This window comes from Thalassobacillus devorans (genome assembly GCF_011761345.1).
Lineage (GTDB): Bacteria > Bacillota > Bacilli > Bacillales > Halobacillaceae > Thalassobacillus > Thalassobacillus devorans.
Genome location: NZ_JAASRY010000001.1, coordinates 1,323,535 through 1,341,796 on the forward strand (window position 1 = coordinate 1,323,535; position 18,262 = coordinate 1,341,796).

At 39.7% G+C, this 18,262-nt stretch carries 21 protein-coding genes; 2 read left to right on the plus strand and 19 right to left on the minus strand.

The features are described from left to right. Positions 1–469: 469 nt before the first annotated feature. Genes FHS45_RS06520 through FHS45_RS06530 form a run of 3 tightly spaced genes read right to left on the minus strand, consistent with a single transcriptional unit; the run spans position 470 to position 2,311 of the window. Positions 470–1,078, minus strand: coding sequence for a hypothetical protein (locus FHS45_RS06520; protein WP_062446230.1), 609 nt, complete (start codon positions 1,076–1,078; stop codon positions 470–472). 46 nt (positions 1,079–1,124) lie between these two features. Continuing rightward, on the minus strand, positions 1,125–1,709 hold the full coding sequence (locus tag FHS45_RS06525; protein WP_062446232.1) for a hypothetical protein: 585 nt from the start codon (positions 1,707–1,709) through the stop codon (positions 1,125–1,127). A 32-nt stretch (positions 1,710–1,741) separates the two neighbouring features. Then, positions 1,742–2,311, minus strand: coding sequence for a hypothetical protein (locus FHS45_RS06530; RefSeq protein ID WP_062446234.1), 570 nt, complete (start codon positions 2,309–2,311; stop codon positions 1,742–1,744). 1,435 nt (positions 2,312–3,746) lie between these two features. Between FHS45_RS06530 and FHS45_RS06535 the strand changes: the two genes are divergently transcribed. Beyond that, positions 3,747–3,914 carry a hypothetical protein gene (locus FHS45_RS06535; protein WP_166761375.1) on the plus strand — a complete coding sequence of 56 codons (168 nt, stop codon included), beginning with the start codon at positions 3,747–3,749 and terminating at the stop codon, positions 3,912–3,914. A gap of 4 nt (positions 3,915–3,918) precedes the next feature. Next, on the plus strand, positions 3,919–5,475 hold the full coding sequence (locus tag FHS45_RS06540) for a recombinase family protein (protein ID WP_166761376.1): 1,557 nt from the start codon (positions 3,919–3,921) through the stop codon (positions 5,473–5,475). 104 nt (positions 5,476–5,579) lie between these two features. Here FHS45_RS06540 and msrB read toward each other — a convergent pair whose 3' ends face one another. The 16 genes from msrB to FHS45_RS06620 form a co-directional block, all read right to left on the minus strand. Then, complete coding sequence (gene msrB / locus FHS45_RS06545; protein ID WP_062446239.1) at positions 5,580–6,542, minus strand: peptide-methionine (R)-S-oxide reductase MsrB; 963 nt, start codon at positions 6,540–6,542, stop codon at positions 5,580–5,582. A 91-nt stretch (positions 6,543–6,633) separates the two neighbouring features. After that, on the minus strand, positions 6,634–7,164 hold the full coding sequence (gene vrrA, locus FHS45_RS06550) for a VrrA/YqfQ family protein (protein WP_062446241.1): 531 nt from the start codon (positions 7,162–7,164) through the stop codon (positions 6,634–6,636). Between the two features lie 68 nt (positions 7,165–7,232). Then, a complete protein-coding gene (locus FHS45_RS06555) occupies positions 7,233–7,919 on the minus strand; it encodes a uracil-DNA glycosylase (RefSeq protein ID WP_062446243.1) in 687 nt (228 codons plus the stop codon). Positions 7,920–8,302: 383 nt separating this feature from the next. Then, positions 8,303–8,551, minus strand: coding sequence for a DUF2584 family protein (locus FHS45_RS06560; protein WP_062446245.1), 249 nt, complete (start codon positions 8,549–8,551; stop codon positions 8,303–8,305). Positions 8,552–8,612: 61 nt separating this feature from the next. Next, positions 8,613–8,969: a DUF5365 family protein gene (locus tag FHS45_RS06565; protein WP_062446247.1), complete on the minus strand. Its 357-nt coding sequence runs from the start codon at positions 8,967–8,969 to the stop codon at positions 8,613–8,615. A 74-nt stretch (positions 8,970–9,043) separates the two neighbouring features. Further along, positions 9,044–12,160 (minus strand): AAA family ATPase, encoded by a 3,117-nt coding sequence (locus FHS45_RS06570; RefSeq protein ID WP_062446249.1) that lies wholly within the window; start codon positions 12,158–12,160, stop codon positions 9,044–9,046. Between the two features lies 1 nt (position 12,161). Next, the gene (locus FHS45_RS06575; protein ID WP_062446251.1) at positions 12,162–13,313 is read right to left on the minus strand and encodes an exonuclease SbcCD subunit D; all 1,152 of its coding nucleotides are present in this window, start codon (positions 13,311–13,313) and stop codon (positions 12,162–12,164) included. 156 nt (positions 13,314–13,469) lie between these two features. Then, a complete protein-coding gene (locus tag FHS45_RS06580) occupies positions 13,470–13,691 on the minus strand; it encodes a YozE family protein (protein WP_062446253.1) in 222 nt (73 codons plus the stop codon). A 45-nt stretch (positions 13,692–13,736) separates the two neighbouring features. Next, entirely contained in the window at positions 13,737–13,985 is a 249-nt protein-coding gene (locus FHS45_RS06585; protein ID WP_148350133.1) for a hypothetical protein, read from the minus strand. Continuing rightward, positions 13,969–14,712 carry a twin-arginine translocase subunit TatC gene (tatC, locus tag FHS45_RS06590; protein ID WP_062447969.1) on the minus strand — a complete coding sequence of 248 codons (744 nt, stop codon included), beginning with the start codon at positions 14,710–14,712 and terminating at the stop codon, positions 13,969–13,971. Before tatC ends, FHS45_RS06585 begins: the two co-directional genes overlap by 17 nt. A 233-nt stretch (positions 14,713–14,945) precedes the next feature. Further along, positions 14,946–15,134 (minus strand): twin-arginine translocase TatA/TatE family subunit, encoded by a 189-nt coding sequence (locus FHS45_RS06595; protein WP_028782974.1) that lies wholly within the window; start codon positions 15,132–15,134, stop codon positions 14,946–14,948. 25 nt (positions 15,135–15,159) lie between these two features. Further along, positions 15,160–15,375: a twin-arginine translocase TatA/TatE family subunit gene (locus FHS45_RS06600; RefSeq protein ID WP_062446257.1), complete on the minus strand. Its 216-nt coding sequence runs from the start codon at positions 15,373–15,375 to the stop codon at positions 15,160–15,162. A 176-nt stretch (positions 15,376–15,551) separates the two neighbouring features. Then, positions 15,552–16,151 carry a molybdenum cofactor guanylyltransferase gene (gene mobA, locus FHS45_RS06605; protein WP_062446259.1) on the minus strand — a complete coding sequence of 200 codons (600 nt, stop codon included), beginning with the start codon at positions 16,149–16,151 and terminating at the stop codon, positions 15,552–15,554. Continuing rightward, positions 16,151–16,645 carry a dihydrofolate reductase gene (locus tag FHS45_RS06610; RefSeq protein WP_062446261.1) on the minus strand — a complete coding sequence of 165 codons (495 nt, stop codon included), beginning with the start codon at positions 16,643–16,645 and terminating at the stop codon, positions 16,151–16,153. The genes mobA and FHS45_RS06610 overlap by 1 nt, the downstream gene beginning before the upstream one ends. 14 nt (positions 16,646–16,659) lie before the next feature. After that, on the minus strand, positions 16,660–17,619 hold the full coding sequence (locus tag FHS45_RS06615) for a thymidylate synthase (protein ID WP_082412077.1): 960 nt from the start codon (positions 17,617–17,619) through the stop codon (positions 16,660–16,662). 35 nt (positions 17,620–17,654) lie between these two features. Further along, positions 17,655–18,251: an HD domain-containing protein gene (locus FHS45_RS06620; RefSeq protein ID WP_062446263.1), complete on the minus strand. Its 597-nt coding sequence runs from the start codon at positions 18,249–18,251 to the stop codon at positions 17,655–17,657. Positions 18,252–18,262 lie beyond the last annotated feature (11 nt).

The window sequence follows — 18,262 nt, forward strand, 5'->3', positions numbered from 1 at the left end:
AAAAAAGCACCACTAAATAACTCGATGCAGGTACGTAACCCATCAAGATCTTTAGTGGTGCTTCCACGTAATAACTATATTGAATTATACATTCTAAGTATAGAATATGTTTGTTTTTTATGCAATAAAAAGTTTTACCAAAGTTATTAATGGTTACTCCTTTTTTCCAGGAGCTTTTTTGTCTAGTTTTAATGGCGTATTATTGACATAACACGCCACGTTCCCTTTAACCATTTAGTAATCAATCACCTATTTAGTAGCGGGACATCCTCTAGGTGAACCATATTCCCACACCGCTCTGTTATCTTATTCCCATCCCTAAGATATTTTCTGTTATAAGGGGTCTCTTGCTGGTAATGATCTATTAACAATTCGTTACCTCCTTCTCTTATTCATGGAGATAACGTAAGGACTTGAATGATAGAAGTCAATACCTTAAAAAAAGAAAAACCCTCCGCAATGGGAGGGCTTATTCTGCAGGCATGATGACTTCAATACTTTTTACTTTACTTACAATATCAGAAGACAGTTGACCTATTTTCTCGTTGTATGTAACTAAAGACCCGCTTGGTGATATGGCAAGTTCATAGAATTCTTCTGATAAAGTGTACAATTGGACTACCTCGTCATAGACTTTCTCATATTCCTCGGAAGGTGTATTCAGTTCTTTGAGTTTTTCACCTATCCGGTCTGATTCTGCCTCAATCTCTTCAATGCTTCCGTTGGTAGAATAATATGCTTTCAAACTTGCAAGGACAGAATTGAAATCCCCATCAATAGAAAAGCCTCCATAGTTATCACTACTTACTTCAAAATGGTCACGTACTGTCAATACACTGACTCCTAAAACTTCTGCTGCGTCATCCTCCGATAAATCTTGACTGATAGCCCCATCCCACATAATAGCGTAGGCATTTATCATATCCTCCGCTTTTGCACCGTTACTCACAATATCTGTAACAACATTTTCTAACTCTTCTCCGTAATTGATTTCCTCCTTCTCTGTTCCGCTTGCACTTGCACAGCCGACAAGAAAAAGAAAAAATAATGGAATCAATGAGATAAAGACTTTTTTCATGATAAACCCTCCAAATTTTTATTAAAAATTATTTTTAAAATTAATATTAGAAACCTCTATTTGTTCTATAGCTTTTTGCATATTCCAAAGCCATTCCATACAGGACTGCACCCTCATAAAGGTAGGATTCATAAAGAGATAAATCTTCTCTTTTTATATCCCATGCTAAATCAAAAGCATCGTCAAATTTATTCATAGATTTAATATATGTATCATGTATTTCCGCTAACTCATAATCACTTTGGTCGATTTTTGACAACCTTACCTCAGCAGCAAGTTTACCCAGGTGAGTTAATTTATCGGCTAGACCTCTTTTGTCTTCCACGCCAGGCTCGTCAGGGTAATACTGCATAAAAGAATTGAGATCTTCAAAAGCAGAATAGAATTCTTCTGTATGAACATCAAACCAATCGAAGTATTCTTTACCATTCATTTCCGTAAACTTTGATTCAACCGGTTCAGTAAAATCTTCTGAGTTCTCCGTCTTAGCTTTACTGTTATCCTGATTAAAAACATGCCCGACTCCAAGTACCAGTGAGGGGCTAAATAAAATTCCCACCACTACTAACCAAGCTTTGATACGCTGTTTGTTTGTGTATGCTTTCTGCTCTTCTTTACGAATTAGCCTCATATGCACCCCTCACTTTCTTTTTTAATCTTCATCTAGTCTAAGGGAGAGACAATTTCTTTTCCTGTTACTAACTTGTATTCATCAAAAGATTTTTCCATTGTATGCATATATATGACTATTCCAAATTGGTTATAGCTATCAATCGAATCTTCCAGACTTTTACCTCCAAAATAGGAGTCGAGTTCTTCAGCGCCTTCTAAAAGCAGTTCGTGTATTTTTAAAAGGTCTTTATCTTCCGGGGCTTCCTTCAAATAAAGACTCCTACATTTATTTACAAGAGAATATGCGTAATCATTATATGCGTCATAATATTGAGCAGGATCACCCTCTACAGCAGAACCAACGAGAATATTCAATTCTCCTATATCTCCAAGTAGACTAGCTGCGGTATTTTCATACCAACTCAAATAACTTTCTCTTTGAGAAATTTTATCAGCGGCTTCATCAGCAATATTGCTTATTCTCTTATCTTTTACGCTGCTATCATCTACAACCTGGCTAATGGCTTTATCCTCTGGGCCAATATCGATATTCATCCATGAAGTTACTCCAATGGTTAATAAAACACCTAATAAAAATGCTAAAACGAGTTTTATCTTCATAACCTACTCCCCTCTCCCTGTTCTCAATATCGATTCCACAGGCATCACAATACTTAAATATTTTCTTTTTATTGGCAGGAATGCTTCTTACTTGCCGTTCTAACTTTCTTGATCATGTAATCTCCTCTCTTCTTGACTCATGTAATTCAGAAACGTGCATCCTTTTTAATATGTAAAGTTATACCAATTAAACCAAACCCAATAAACAGTAATAGGACATCTATGATTCTACCATTGGAGTTACAGGGGGAAATATATCCTTAAACAAACAGTCGTAGAAGTTACAATAGCCCACCAGCGTAAATTTAATACGAACAATACCAGTTCATATAGACCATATAATTTAGCTTTCATAGCACTGCCCACTTTATTGTTTGAATTAAGATTTAATTAAATGGAAAACTTTACTATAATAATAACACAAAAATACTATGTAATATCTAATAAATTCCATAAAAAAAGAGCCCGCCTAAAATTAGGCGAACCACAAAAGGGGGGGGGAGAATTACTCATCCTCTTTTTCATCTACAATAAAACAGTAAATCCCGGAATTTATATTGATAGCCTCTTCATAGTCTTCAAAGTCTTTATTGCAGTCGCAACAAGTCATGAGCTATCACTGCTATCGCTTACTTCTACTAATTCAACGTCCTCGTGGAATCTCACCCTTGTTTTCATACCTCTTGTCACCATGCATTAAACACAGTCACTACAAAATGGTTGGTTTTTACCCAGTTGCTCACACTTATAATATATTCCTATTGAATAGTCTAGACTAAATATTGTCTTTCAAAAACACTTTCTAATATGTACTCCAACCGTATTAACATAATCGATAATATCACTAATTCAAGTCTTGCAGATAACTGCCCTTAAACGAAATAAAGCTATTAGATAAAAATAAATATACGACTTCATTCAATAGAAAACTCGTTTGTTTATAATGCTCTAATAAACATTTTCCATAACTCACCAAGACTAAATGACCTATGCACTTATTTTTCTGATGCAAAGCTATTGTAGGAAAATAACTAAATAATTTTTTGTACTTATAATATCCATCGTTTATTAATTCATGTAATCTATGTTTAGTGATACATTTGGAAATCTAATAAAAACTGATAGGAGGCATTATAATTTATTAAATGTACTTATTGTAGCCAGATTAATTTGTTTAGTTTAACAGGTATTTGAACACTTTTTCTAATTCATAATTTGGTATTACCCAATTAAATATTATTTGTTGTCGGAAGCACCGAAACATTCTCGATCCTTAAAATAGGGTCGTTTGTTTCGGTGCTTTTTTTAGGGGGATTTTCTTCATAAATAGTTAAAATGATTAACCTATTTCAGATAAAGATAGGCATTAAAACTAAATAGGGATACATCTCATAGAAACGAAAAAGAACTTACTATAACACTAGGGGGAGAACTTATGTCAATAAAAAGATTCTTTAATAATAAAGGCCATCAAACCATAAACGATATTTTTCAGGATTTGGTCCGTTCAAATTTTGACGTTCTTGAAAAGAAAATTTATGATACAAACAAGGCGAATACTGTTGCATCTTTCCACAGAGAAAGGGTTAATAAAGATGAATAGTATTTTGAATGATATTGCACTAGGTGTAAGGTTTGCTCCTTATGTAAGAGTTAGTACCACATTAGAAAGTCAGAAAGATAGCCTAGAGAACCAAACTTCGTTTTTTATCAATTATATAAAAGATAAAAAAGGCGAATTATTTAATATCTATTCGGATGATGGAAAAACTGGTACTAGCCTTACTAAAAGAGATGAAATGAAGAACCTTTTAAAAGACGCTAAAAAAGGCTTGTTTGATGTTGTACTAATAAAGTCCATTACACGATGGGCCCGAGACACGGTAGATTCCATTACTTTAGTACGAGACTTGAAGGGCTCAGGTGTTCGTGTTGTATCCATTGAGGATGGTTATGATTCCTTTGATGATCATGGCGAAATGAAATTAACACTTCTCTCAATGATGGCTCAGCAAGAGAGTGATAACATTTCTAAAAATGTAAGTTTTGGAATCCGTGAAAAGGCTCGCCATGGAATCTTTCATGGCACACCACCTTATGGATATAGTAATGAAAAAGGAAAATTAATACCAAGATATCCCGAGGCTCAAATTGTCCAGGAAATCTTCAAGCTGTACCTTAAGAATGGATGGGGAATGCAGAGAATCGCAAACCATTTAACAGAAAACAAAGTTCCGACTCCTCGAACTGTATTAGGGGCTAAAAACGCAGGGAGTATATGGCATCAATCATCAATAAAAATTATTCTTGCAAATGTCCATTATGTCGGGGACCTACTTCAAGGTAAATCTAAGACAGATCCTTCAGATAAGGCATTTAGTCAGCGACATGGCTATAAAAAGCGAATAATAATGGATGAAGAAGAAGTGATTTTTGTTCCTGAAACACATTCTGGTTTGATAAGTCGCGAAGAATTCCATGAAGTGCAAACAAGGATGAAAAGTAGGGCTAAAATGCGTTTTTGCGGTAGAGGAAAAAAGAGTTTGTTTGCAAGAATAGCTTATTGTGCAGATTGTGGGGCAGGGATGGTTTTCAAAAATAATAGAAATACTTATATCTGCGGTTCCTATCAAAAAAGAGGTGGTAAGGTTTGCACTTCACATAGAATCAAATCTAACATCTTGAAAGAAAAGGTTTTATCAGACATTAGAATATTAGCAGAAGAATCAATTGACACAAATGCTCTACAAAAAGTAGTTCAAAAACAGTCTGGTAATAAAAGTGAGGATCTTAAAGACCAACTTACCGAATTAAACAAAACCTTTAAACAACTTGATAATGAAAAGATACAGTTAGTACGTGCTTTAACAAGAGAAACTGTTGATGATACTACTTTTAAAAAGCAACAACAAGTAATCGATAGTGAAATTAAGGTTGTTAAAGAAAAAAAAGCCGAAATTGAAAAGTCATTGTTTCAACAAAAAGATGATGAAAAAAGGCTAATCTCTTTCCACCATGAAGTTAAAAGGTTTGTTCAACTAAAAATAGATGAGGATGAAGTGCTTCGACAAGCACTTCACTCATTAATTGAAAAAATTGATGTAGCTGAAAATGGAAAAATCGAAGCTATCCATTACAATTTTAAAAAACCAATGGGGACTTAATTGTCCCCATCTTTTAAGGTCATCAATATTACACATTCCACATGTGTCGTCTGAGTGTTACAAAGGTCCACTTTATGATCACCCGTTATCTATGAGGGATTCCATCAATCAAACAAGTAACGGAGATAGCCATACCCTTCTTCTTCCATCTTCTCTTTAGGTACGAATTTGAGTGCTGCGGAGTTGATACAGTAGCGCAGGCCGCCTTTATCTCTCGGACCGTCTTCGAAAACATGTCCCAGATGGGAATCTCCTTCATGACTCCGAACCTCGGTTCGGATCATGCCGTGGGAAGTATCGGTGTTTTCTGCCACTTGCTGTTTTTCGATTGGTTTGGTAAAGCTTGGCCATCCGCAGCCTGCATCGTATTTATCCGTAGAACTAAATAAAGGTTCACCCGATACTATATCTACATAAATGCCCTCTTCCTCGTGATTGTTGTATTCATTCCGGAAAGGTGGTTCTGTACCATTTTCCTGGGTGACAAAATACTGCATATCTGTCAGCTGATGCTTCAGTTCATCCTTGTCCTTTTTATAACCCCAGTTTTCTTTGATGAAATCAGCTCGGCCGGAGCCTTTTTTATACAGGTTATAGTGAAAAGACTGTTTTTTATAGTAGTCCTGATGGGCTTCTTCAGCAGGATAGAAAGGTTTAGCCGGCAATATTTTGGTCACAATCGGATCTTGGAATTTGCCACTTTCCTCAAGATTTCGCTTACTGTTTTCAGCTATTTGCTTCTGTTCTTCATCATGGTAAAATATGGCGGTTGTGTAATGTTCCCCGCGATCATTGAACTGACCGCCTGGATCTGTAGGGTTGATCTGCTGCCAAAATATTTCCACCAACCGCTCGTAAGAAAAAACTTCAGGGTTGTAAGTGATCTCTACCGCTTCCACGTGACCCGTATCTTTGGTAAAAACATCTTCATAGGAAGGGTTCTCTGTATGGCCGCCGGTATACCCGGAAACCACCTTCTCTATACCTGGTCGTTCATCAAATGGCTCGACCATGCACCAGAAACAGCCACCAGCAAAGGTCGCTTTTTTCAAATTCTGTTCAGACATATTTAAAACCTCCAAGAAGAAAGTGTGAATATAACATGTATTTCCCCTATTCTTGCGGTTTTAGGAAAAAAAATCAAGTCACATGCACAGCTCAAATATATAATTTGGGCTGTGATGTGCCTTGATTAGATCGAGAAGCTTTATTAGAGTGTAACTCACTGGAAGATTCCTCGCGTCTCCTATTGCTTTCCCGATTGCTGCTCACTCTTGACTCCATTCTATCCGGAGATCTAAGAGAGCTTTCTGCCTGTGTTTCTGTTTCTTCATCAGGCTCACGCATGATTTTCCATAGATTAATCAACGTTGGTATGTTTTTTACCATCGGTCCATATTGTTGGATCATCGGTGCAGCACTCTGGGCCACTTTCAGTACTTGCTGTGCGTTACCAAGCATGGAAGCAAAATCAGTACCGCCACCCTGTACGGCTCCAAAGCCTCCACGAGCTGCAGCACCTGCTCCTCTATTAGCTAAAAGCCTGGATAGGAATCCTTGCTTTTGCGGCATTCCCCTGAACTGATTGCCAATTCCGAACTGATTCCCATACGATCCGATTTGGAAAGGCGATTGCCCCCCAAACCCTGGTGGTCTTCCTCCCATCGGAGGTCTTGCAGGTGGAAACATATCTATCCCTCCGTACTTATTCTCTCGTCTTAGGATAGTATATGTGAGCCGGCTAAGTTTGCATGGGCTTAAGCCCTTGTTACTTGATGCGGCAGCTGCCAATCAATCGGCGAGTCGCCTATTTCCTCCAGGAATCGATTAGCCTTGGAAAATGGACGACTGCCAAAAAATCCACGATAGGCCGATAATGGACTGGGATGTGGAGATTGAATCACAAAGTGACGGCTGCGATCGACAAACGAAGCCTTTTTCTGGGCATGTTTTCCCCACAGCATGAATACTACTGGCTTTTCTCTATCATTTAACGCATCAATGACTTCATCGGTGAACGTTTCCCAGCCTGCTCCCTGATGGGAATGTGCCTGATGAGCCCTGACAGTCAGTACATTATTCAATAATAATACCCCTTGGTCGGCCCACGGCTTCAAATAGCCGTGATTGGGAATATCGAACCCTACATCGGCTTCCAGTTCTTTATAGATGTTTTTTAAAGACGGAGGTATATCAATCCCCGGATTTACTGAAAAACTGAATCCATGCGCTTGATTTGGACCATGATATGGATCTTGTCCTAAAATGACTACTTTTGTATCTTGATAAGGGGTTGTGTGCAAGGCTTGATAGATCTCATGCATATCAGGATAAATGGTATGATGGTGATATTCTTTTTTCAGAAATTCCCGAAGCTCACGGTAGTATGGTTTTTCAAACTCCTGCTCCAGCAGGGGAGCCCAATCGTTATGTAATATTTTCATATCCTCACCCTTCCTTTCACAGCTCTATAAAAATGATAACAAAACCTATCAAGTTAATAAAAAAAATTCTCCAGGTAAATGTAACCTGGAGAATGGATAGGATTTTCCGCTTAAAAAACTATTATTCTGAAACTAAATCTGCTGTAATGATCAAGCCAATAAAACCACTTAGAATTAAACCAAACAAAACACTGCTGAGCATGTTATCTTCCCCCCATTGAAAATATTCATGTAGCTACTTTAAGTATAAGGGGAATATCTTCCCAAAAAGCGTGGGGAATGTGGCAATTCTTTGAAACTTGCTGGGACATAGGGGAAATAATTCAGCACAGTATTTCCCGGGCAAGCGCAAAAACAGACGCTTTTCGCTAACTAATGATTCGTTAATTGACGCTATATAGCGAAATTAGTTGATATTTGCAAGTAGTCTGCTGATTTTTGAAGATCAATTCGACAACTTTCCCGCTTCCGATCAAATCGGCATCCAGATGACGCTTGATTTCGATCATTTCCTCCATGGGAAATATTTTATAACCATCGAAAGTGATTTCAAAAATATTATCTTCTGCATTGATTCGTTTTTCCCGGCCTTCCGTAATCATTTTCCATTCCATTGAAAAAGGTGTAGACATGGCAATACCTCCGCTCTCTTTACTTTTATCCTATTTAATTAGAAAGAGAATTACAAGCAACTTAGTGGTAGCGGCGATAATTTTTTTCAGGAAGGTCGAATAACCGTGCTTCAAAAGGAAAGGAAACCCCGTGTTTGGTGAGGATTTTTTTATTCGATTCAAACAGATAGCCAGATTTTTCATGCTTGTTTGAGTTAACATCCACCAGATGGATAATCGTCTGGAGCGCAATGGTCATTTCAATGATGTCTGCCTGATCCTTGACATCCAAATCTGGCAAATGAAAAACATCGGTGTTTCCTAACTGTTTTAAATAAGAAGTAGATAGATAACTTGGTAATACTTCTTCTTGAAACTGTCCCCATAGCCCATGTAACTCTTCTACTTGAGCTGTCGTTGGTGCATTAATAACTTTCATGTGGAACGCCCTCTCTGCTTCTAACATGTGCAATTAATAATATAACATGACAGAAACATAGTTTTAAAAAGTAATTAATGGAATACAAACTGTACTGTGGAGCCCTCTGGACTTGGTGAAATATGGAGCTTCGCTTTTATTTCCTCTTTTAATTGGGGAACATGGGATATGATTCCCAGCATTCGGTTGCCGTCCTGCAAATCTTTTAAGCAGCCGATCGCTTGCTCTAATGATAAATCATCAAGCGTGCCGAAGCCTTCATCGATAAACAATGTATCCAGTTGAACGCCTCCTGCGTGAGCCTGCACGACATCAGCCATCCCTAAGGCGAGGCTCAGTGCTGCTTTGAATCCCTCACCGCCTGAAAGTGTACGGACAGAACGCTGCAGCCCTGTGTGATGATCCATAACTTCGAGATCAAGCCCACTCTGAGCTCCACGTTTTGCTACCTGGTCACTTCTTATCAGCTGGTAACGATGATCAGTCATTTGATCGAAGCGGATGTTTGCCTGCATAAGGATCTCATCTAAGAATGCAGACAGAACGTACCGCTCAAAGGATAGACGCAAATGATTCTCCCCTCTGGCTAAATCGGCAAGTTCACCAATATCATAATAATCGTTCAACAATTGTTCTTGCTCCTTATATAAGGACTCCACCGCTGTCTGAACGTCCTGGATCAATTTAAGATGCAGCTCGGCTTCGTTTTTACGGGAAGTAAGTGCTTCTTTCACTTTCTCTTCCTGCTCCAGCTTGGCTTGTAATGATTCTATTTCAGGTTCTTCCTTGCCTTTCAAGTGTGCTTCCAGTTCCGCTGTCTGCTCTTCAATCGTGACCAGCTTCTGCTTGTACTGTTCCAGTTTATGTTTTAATTCTTCCCATTCTGACTTAGGAAGCTTAACCGCCTGGTAGGCTTCTAAACTGGCAAACTGGTGCTTGCTTAGCTGTTCCTCTAACTTCATTTGCCATTTCGAGACCGTCTGCCTGCTTTCTTCGGTAAAATTGGTAAGCTCAGAAACTTCTATTTCAAGCTTTTGTAATTTTTCTTTCATCTTTTCAAATTGTTCTTTGACCTTTTCCCAGTCTGCTACAGCTTGTTGATAATCCCGCTCCAAACGGGCAATCGTTTCTTTCATTTGAGATAAACTGTCCAGTGTGGTGTTCATTCCTTCACTCAATTGTTCGATCCATGTTTCTGTTTTCACCATACTGTTCCCAAGCTGATTGTATTGTTCCCGCTCAGTCTCGAGTTCGCTTTGATAGGCTTCCAGCTGATCATCCAACCGCTTCGCTTTATCGTGTGCAGCAGCTATTTCTTTCAGCCTGGCCTCTATTTCCTTTATTTTTTGTTGATACATATCAATCGTTTCTGCCTGTTTTTGCTGTACTCTCTTAATCGTTTCCTCCTGAAGGTCAGGAACATGCTCAGCGACTTCTTCATGAACCGCTACGAGCAGCTGTTTTTGTGATTGTCCTTCCGCCTTCAGTTGTATATTTTGCTCTTGCTCTTTCTTGACAGCTTCTTCAGCTTGCCGGTACTTTTCTTGTAACTGTTCGACAACCTCCAGGGATGAAGTTCCCTGGCTGGATGCTACAGCCGGAGCAGGATGGTGTTCAGAACCGCACACTGGGCAGGGTTCTCCTGCTTCCAGGGAATGAGCTAACAGGAAAGCGTGCTGCTGATTCAATTCTTTTTGCTTTTCATCCAGCTGGTTCTTAATATGCTCGGCTTCCGTAACCTTTTTATCGTATTGCCGTCTGAAATCCCGGTACGTGTTTCGCATGTTCAAGATGTCTTCATTAACTTTGACTAATTTTTCGATTCTATTTTGAATGGTTTTTTGTTCTTGAAAATCCTGCTTCCACTGATAATACGATTTATTCCATTCGCTTTCCTGCTTAAGCAGCCCCTGAAGATCGGTTCTTTCCCGTTTGTTCGTTTCAATTGCCTGCTTCAGCTTTTGAATGGCTTGAGATTTAACTTCCATCTGCTTTCTGGTCTTTTCTTTGTCTTCGTGAAGGACTTTCAGTTTGTTAAGCTTCTCCAGTTCCTCTTTTTTTCGTGTGATATCTTCCTTTAACCGCTCCCGCTCTGGCTCTTTTTCTAATTCTTGTTCATATGTTTTTTGAAGCTTTGCGAACTGTTCGCGGCTTTCAGCAAGAAAAGTCTGTTTCTGTTCTAACTGAGCTTCCAAGCGTTCATAGTCCTGCTGGCGGCTCTTCCAATGCTCCTCGACCGGTATCACTTCCATCGCATTTTCTGCTTGCAAGAGTCTGTCTTTCACTTTTTCCATTTCAGGCTGTTGCTTCAATAAAGTTTGTTTTTCTTCCTGGTATTTTTTCAACCTCGAAAAATCTTCCTGCAGCTGCTTAGCCTGGTAAAATGATTCCTGCGTCTTCTTTAACTTGACGTTTTGTTTTGTCAATTGCTCTTCCACATGCTGGTGGGAGTTCTGTGCCTGTTTTTCTTTTTGTTCCAGCAAAGTCAAAATCTCTTTCGGATCTTCTAACGTATCAACAACTTCTTCTTCGTCCCAGGCTACTTTAGTTGTCTCCTGTTTGATCTTCCATTGATACTGGCTGATTTCTTCTTTTAATTGCCTGGAGTGCTGTTTAAGTTCCTCGGTGACTCTTTCATAAAAATGGGTACGGAAAATGCGTTGGAGGATCTCCTCCCGTTCCTTACTGTTTTCTGAAATAAGCTTTCGAAATTCTCCCTGTGGAATCATGATCATCTTACGAAATTGCTCATAATCGAGGCTGATCATCTCTTCCAGCGTATCATTCACTTCTTTTATACGAGAAGCTGCCAATATTTCTTTTTCTCCATCAAGAAGGTATAATTCTGCTTTCGCAGGATCTTCGGTAAACCCCTCACCTCTGGCTTTTTTCTTCGGCTGTTTCGGTGTTCGGATAACACGATAGGTTTTCCCTCTCAATTCAAACACAAATTCAACACTTGTCTGTTCATCCGGTTCTGCAAAGTGACTTCTTAATGTATCCTGATCGCGATCGCTGCCACTTGCCTTTCCGTACAAAGCAAAGCACATAGCATCAAATATCGTCGTTTTTCCCGCCCCTGTCGGACCAGTCACTAAGAATATCGATTCTTCCCCGAGCCTGCTGAAATCAATATGCTGTCGTCCCCGATAAGGTCCGAACGCGGTAACAGTTAACGTAATAGCTTTCATATCATTTCACCCGCTCTTCAGTCATTAATTTATTGATGACTTGTTCAATGTGCTGGCTCCGCTTTTCAGGAATAGCATCCCCTTTCATTTCTTCATAAAAGGAAGCAAATAAGTCCGTATGGGACATTTCCTGACGTTCTTTGATTTTTGTGAGATCCTGAAGTTTTTTTTGCGACGAGAGCATATTTCGTTCAAGTCGCAATATATTTGGGTATTTCCTGCGTAACTTCCCCATCGGATCCACTAACTGACCGTCATCCAACAATTTTATATGAAGATAATTTTCTGGGTGAGCTGGCAAATCCTGATTCAAAAAATCATCCAGGTAGCCTTCTACGACCTCAAGGTCCCGTCGCGGCTTTAGAGGGACTTGTCTAATGGTGGCGTCTTCATCGGTAAGCTCTACAATCGTTACACTCTTTCGGTGATTCGCTTCAGAAAAAGAATACTTTAAGATGGACCCGCTGTAACGAATATGTTCAGACCTTACCCGTTGTGGCTGATGCAAGTGCCCTAATGCCACGTAGGAGAAATCCTCGAATAGTTCCGCATCGATATACGGACTCCCGCCTATCATCGATAACCTTTCTTCCGATTCTGTTTCCATTCCACCGGCTAAAAACGAATGACCCACCCACACATGGCGTTCTGACATATCATGATTCGATTTTATATAGTCAATCATCCGTTCCGCAGCCTGATGGTGAGATTGTACGCGATCATCGTCAAAAAACTGTCTTACTTCCGCCGGCTCCAAATAAGGGACCAGATGGAAATGGACAGGACCATGTTCATCCTTTAGCGTGACAGGATGAAATTCACCTTTTAACTTCGTATCTAAATATAATTGCTGGGATCGGAATAACTGACTGCCGAACTCCAGTCTGTCCGGACTATCATGATTTCCCGAAATTGCAAGTACCGGGATTTTTTTATGGATGACCAATTCCGTCAAGACATCATTCAACAATTCAACTGCTTCTCTTGGGGGTATCGAACGGTCATATAAATCACCCGCGATTATAATCGCATCCGGCTGCTCGTCATCTACTACCTTCATAAATTCTTGCAAAATGTAGCGTTGATCCTCCGTCATATGTACACTATTGACGATTTTACCAAGATGCCAGTCTGCGGTATGTAATAGTTTCATAGAATATCCTCACTTTCATGCTTGAATACCAATTTCTCGTTCTGATTATAAGCCTATTATACACGAACGTGGGTTCCGTTACGAACAACAGGGAAATGTTACCTGTGGGTAAAATGAAAAACCGCACAACCAGCCGGCTGCACGATTCCATTTCAACTATTCTTGTTCATCCATTTGATAGGAATCCCATAACCGATCAAAAACGCGAAGTGCTTCAGGGAATGGAGCATTCCATTCCAGATAGTCACTAACCTCATGATAAGATGTAGATTGCTTAGGAAAACTATGATCCTCAAACATCCAGTCTGCCAATTCTTTTTCGTGATCTTGCTGCTTGTTCCCTCTGAATCGCATCATATAATGATAAAATGAACGCACCCAAAGCTCCCCCTTACTTCTTACAAACTATTGTATTAAGTTTTATCATGGTTTTTCGTTAAAATCAATGAAATAGTGATAAATCTCACTTTCAGAGCTGCAGTATCCTGTTATTATATAGGTGTGCAAGTGATGATCCTTTGTTTGTGTCTTGGCCTTGACTGTAAAAACAGTCAAGGTCTTTTTTTTGAATACTTCACCCCACCATTCTAACGTTCTCCATTTGCTATAAACTTCATATAAAAACCCGCTGTCACAAAGGACAGCGGGTTTATGGTCAGCTTCCATACTCATCATCTTCGAAATCCTGCTCCATAAATTCGCGGTGGTGCTTTAATTTTTTACGATACACGACACGAGAGAGAATGATACTCACTTCATATAAAATAATCAAAGGAACGGCTGTCACCAGCTGTAAAATAAAATCAGGCGGTGAAATCATGGTTCCTATGATGATCAAAACAAAATACGCATACTTTCTGATTTTTACTAACATAACAGGGTTGATTACGCCCAGGCTTGTCAAGAACATCGTGATGATAGGTATTTCAAATAAGATAGCAAACGGGATGGTCACCCGGAACAAAAACTTGAAATAACGATCGACCGTGAAAATTTCATTGAACATTCCATCATTCAAGGATAACAAGAATGGAAGTATCAGTTGGACAAAAATTACATAGCCGAAAGTCAATCCAGCTAAAAACAACAAAAATATAGCCGGAATATAAGAGAGAGAAACCTTCGTCTCTTTCGGTGTCAAAGCTGGTTTTACAAATAACCAGATTTGCAGGCTAAGAATTGGCAGTGTACCGATCAAAGCGACGATACTTGCCATAGAGAAATAAATCCATATAATCTCACCTGGACTGGTTACATGTAAGTCGAACGCCAGATCCCTGACAAAGAACTGATAAATATCTTTAATAAAAATGAATCCAGTAATAAAAAAGGCCACAAAGGAGACAAGTGTCCAAATGATCCGCTTTCTAAGCTCCGTTAAATGGTCTGTCAAATTCATTTCGACGTCTTCTATTTGTTTCTTTTTTTTCACCCTCAACACCTCCCGCTGCACCGTCCCAGTTTAAAGCTCAAGCGTTATGTACATATGCCCGTTTGACTAAACCAGCACGTGCCGGTATAACCTGCATCTTGCAGGGCCATTAAGCATATACAACAATCCTATTATAATTTTCCTATCCAACAAGTAAAGAAGATGCAAGGTCGCCCCTTACACCTTCCTGGTATTCATTATTATTTGTTTTCATTTTTATCGTCCGACTTTTTATCATCATCCGACATCATGTCATTGGTAGCTTTCTTGAACTCTTTTAAGGAACTGCCTACAGCCTTACCTATTTCAGGCAGCTTGGACGGTCCGAAAATGACTAATGCAATGACTAGAATCAAAATCAGACCAGGAACACCGATGTTACTGAACATAACTATCACCTCTAAGAGAGATTATTTATTTACCCGATGATTGCTGATCATCCGTGAACGCTTGTTTTACTTCTTTGACATCACCGGCAACATCGCCTGTCATATCTTTCGCTGACTTTTTAAACTCACTTAAAGTCTGGCCAGCAGCTTTACCTATTTCAGGAAGTTTTGATGGGCCGAAAATAACCAATGCAATGACTAAAATCAAAATCAGCCCTGGTACACCGATACTTGTTAACATTCCTTTCACCATCCTTCCCAAAATAGATTACAAAATAGAAATTTATCATAGTCCCATTATAACGGTTCCGTACTTGAAATACTGTAGTTTTTCACTGTTGTCATAAAATGTTCGATTGTTTAGGTAAAGCTTGTCTCAAGCAACTACATTTTATCACGGATTAAGGTCCATGTCTTTTAACTCTTGAGTATTTTTACAATTTCTTGAGCTTTCGCATAGTCATTCGGGTCATTCATATTAAAAAAGTGTCTATGCAGTTCAACCGTATCGATAGATGGAAAATTATTGACGAACACCGTATCCGTTTCGTTGAATAACGCCTTCATGCTTCTCTTGCCTTGTTTTAAAAGCTCCCCGGCTTTCTTATAAACTGCTGCTGAATAAACGCCTGACATCGGGTGGAACTTCCCATTGAAAACGGGAATGGCAATATCATGCCCCGCCACCTGTTGTTTTAAAACTTCATAAACAGCCGGAGAAAGGAAAGGAGTGTCGCAGGCGGATAGCAGATAATAATCAGCGGGAAGATAGTGAATAGCAGCATGCAGTCCCGCCATCGGCCCTTCTCCCTTAAATACATCAGGATAAGAAGGAATATCCACAAAAGCAAAGCGTTCCTTCTGATTGGTGATAATTGCCCTCTGATCTGTTACCATACGAAGTCTCTCGTCCACCCACTGGATTGTCTTAAGCCCTCCGAGCTCAAGCAGCGCTTTATCGGTGCCCATCCTGCTTGACTGCCCGCCGGCTAATAAGACGCCACAATAGGCTGTCATTACCTGGTCACCCGGTCATAGGTGCGAAAATAATAATCATACGGATTTTTCTCATCCTTGACGCCTTTTTCTACATGCGTTAATTCCCACTCATCTTCTTGATATTCCGGGAAATAGGTATCTCCTGGAAAAGTTTCATCGATGTAGGTCATATACATACGATCCGCTTGGTCGAGAATCTGTTCAAACAATACACTACCGCCTATAACGAACCACTCCGTTTCAGGGTTTTCTTCATTCCACCTCAGTATCTCGCTGATATCATGAATGATTTTACACCCTGGCTGCTGATAGGACTCATCTTTTGTGAGGATGACATTCTCTCTTTTCGGTAATGGCCTATTGAAGGATTCATAGGTTTTTCTTCCCATTATAATGGTATGGCCGATTGTTTTTTCTTTAAAGAATTTCAAATCATTCGGTAAATGCCAAGGGAGGTCATTGTCCTTCCCCATAACGCGATTCCGGTCCATTGCAAATAGTAGTGATATCATTTCAGTGCTCCCTTCTAAACAGCAACAGGTGCTTTAATGCCTGGATGTGGGTCATAACCCTCGATTTTCATATCCTCCATTTCAAAATCAAATATGGAGGTCTTTTCTTGATTCAGTTTGAGTGCCGGGAAAGCCCTCGGCTCACGAGCCAATTGGGTTTTTACTTGTTCGATATGGTTGGTGTAAATATGAGCGTCTCCCAAAGTATGGATGAATTCTCCCGGTTCAAGGCCGCACGCATGAGCAATAAGGTGGGTAAGCAGTGCATAGCTGGCAATATTGAACGGAACACCGAGGAAGATATCACCGCTGCGCTGGTATAGCTGACAGGAAAGTCTTCCCTCTGCTACATAAAATTGAAACATGGTATGACACGGCGGCAGAGCCATATTTGAAGGAACATCTTCCGGGTTCCATGCGGTTACGATATGCCTTCTTGAATCAGGATTAGTTTTAATGTTTTCTATTACTTCTTTGAGCTGGTCAATCGTATCTCCCTGGGAAGTTTTCCACGCCCGCCATTGCTTCCCGTATACAGAGCCTAAGTCTCCATAGGCTTTTGCAAAACGATCGTCTTCCAGGATTAACTGTTTGAAGCGGTCCATCTGCTGTTTATAGATAGTATGAAAGTCTTCATCCTGCTGACTGCGGATGCCAAAATCAGTCATATCCGGTCCATCATACTCGTCGCTTTCCACCCATTTTTTGAACGCCCATTCGTTCCAAATATTATTATTGTGCTGTAAAAGGTAACGAATGTTAGTGTCCCCTTTGATGAACCAGAGCAATTCACTCGCAATCAAGCGGAAAGGCACACGCTTAGTCGTCAGTAACGGAAATCCCTCTGACAGATCAAACCGAAGTTGTTTTCCAAAAGTGGAATATGTACCTGTGCCAGTCCGATCTCCTTTTTTCGTCCCATTCTCTAATACTTCCTGACACATTTCTAAGTAAGCTCTTTCTCCAGTCGTCACATTCCGTCACTCCTTGTCGATTTCTACTTTCCATTCTAGCACGTGTGCCACTCCTGATAAAAATGTTTCAGATACGCTTCCATAAATTCATGCCTTTCTAACGCCTCTTGCTTTGCAGACTCGGTATTCATTTTGTCTTTAAGCGTTAATAATTTATCATAAAAATGCTGAATGGATGTATTTCCTTGTTCTTCATCGTGAATCAACTGACCTTTTGCACCACCGAATGCGAAAGTCCTCGCAATTCCTACGGCACCAATCGCATCAAGACGATCCGCATCCTGCACAATTCTGCCTTCCAGTGTATCGGGCACTTTTCCCTTAGAAAACGATACATCCTCTATAGCGGTTTCGATGTCTGTAATCATTTCAGCAGGCACCTTTAATTCCATAAGGAAATCGTTCATCATCTTTCTTGCCTGATTCGAGTCAGCGAATAACTTGGCATCTCCAATATCATGCAGCCAGCCTGCAGCTTCAGTAACAAATAGGTGTGCCCCTTCCTTCTCAGCTATTTGCCTCGCTTTTTTAGCCACACGTTTCATATGAAAATAATCATGGCCAGTTACATCATTTTCAAACAGTCCTTTTACATAGCTTTCGATTCTCTTTAAAAATAAATCTTTATCCATAATTGCTGCTC

Excerpts from the sequence above, each read along its gene's own strand:
- tatC (WP_062447969.1), bottom strand. The coding sequence starts at position 14,712 with ATGAATTTGACAGACCATTTAACGGAGCTTAGAAAGCGGATCATTTGG.
- FHS45_RS06585 (WP_148350133.1), bottom strand. The coding sequence starts at position 13,985 with ATGAGTATGGAAGCTGACCATAAACCCGCTGTCCTTTGTGACAGCGGG.
- FHS45_RS06525 (WP_062446232.1), bottom strand. The coding sequence starts at position 1,709 with ATGAGGCTAATTCGTAAAGAAGAGCAGAAAGCATACACAAACAAACAG.
- FHS45_RS06535 (WP_166761375.1), top strand. The coding sequence starts at position 3,747 with ATGTCAATAAAAAGATTCTTTAATAATAAAGGCCATCAAACCATAAAC.
- FHS45_RS06530 (WP_062446234.1), bottom strand. The coding sequence starts at position 2,311 with ATGAAGATAAAACTCGTTTTAGCATTTTTATTAGGTGTTTTATTAACC.
- FHS45_RS06570 (WP_062446249.1), bottom strand. The coding sequence starts at position 12,160 with ATGAAAGCTATTACGTTAACTGTTACCGCGTTCGGACCTTATCGGGGA.
- FHS45_RS06555 (WP_062446243.1), bottom strand. The coding sequence starts at position 7,919 with ATGAAAATATTACATAACGATTGGGCTCCCCTGCTGGAGCAGGAGTTT.
- msrB (WP_062446239.1), bottom strand. The coding sequence starts at position 6,542 with ATGTCTGAACAGAATTTGAAAAAAGCGACCTTTGCTGGTGGCTGTTTC.
- mobA (WP_062446259.1), bottom strand. The coding sequence starts at position 16,151 with ATGACAGCCTATTGTGGCGTCTTATTAGCCGGCGGGCAGTCAAGCAGG.
- vrrA (WP_062446241.1), bottom strand. The coding sequence starts at position 7,164 with ATGTTTCCACCTGCAAGACCTCCGATGGGAGGAAGACCACCAGGGTTT.
- FHS45_RS06595 (WP_028782974.1), bottom strand. The coding sequence starts at position 15,134 with ATGTTCAGTAACATCGGTGTTCCTGGTCTGATTTTGATTCTAGTCATT.
- FHS45_RS06600 (WP_062446257.1), bottom strand. The coding sequence starts at position 15,375 with ATGTTAACAAGTATCGGTGTACCAGGGCTGATTTTGATTTTAGTCATT.
- FHS45_RS06610 (WP_062446261.1), bottom strand. The coding sequence starts at position 16,645 with ATGATATCACTACTATTTGCAATGGACCGGAATCGCGTTATGGGGAAG.
- FHS45_RS06620 (WP_062446263.1), bottom strand. The coding sequence starts at position 18,251 with ATGGATAAAGATTTATTTTTAAAGAGAATCGAAAGCTATGTAAAAGGA.
- FHS45_RS06565 (WP_062446247.1), bottom strand. The coding sequence starts at position 8,969 with ATGAAAGTTATTAATGCACCAACGACAGCTCAAGTAGAAGAGTTACAT.
- FHS45_RS06560 (WP_062446245.1), bottom strand. The coding sequence starts at position 8,551 with ATGTCTACACCTTTTTCAATGGAATGGAAAATGATTACGGAAGGCCGG.
- FHS45_RS06520 (WP_062446230.1), bottom strand. The coding sequence starts at position 1,078 with ATGAAAAAAGTCTTTATCTCATTGATTCCATTATTTTTTCTTTTTCTT.
- FHS45_RS06575 (WP_062446251.1), bottom strand. The coding sequence starts at position 13,313 with ATGAAACTATTACATACCGCAGACTGGCATCTTGGTAAAATCGTCAAT.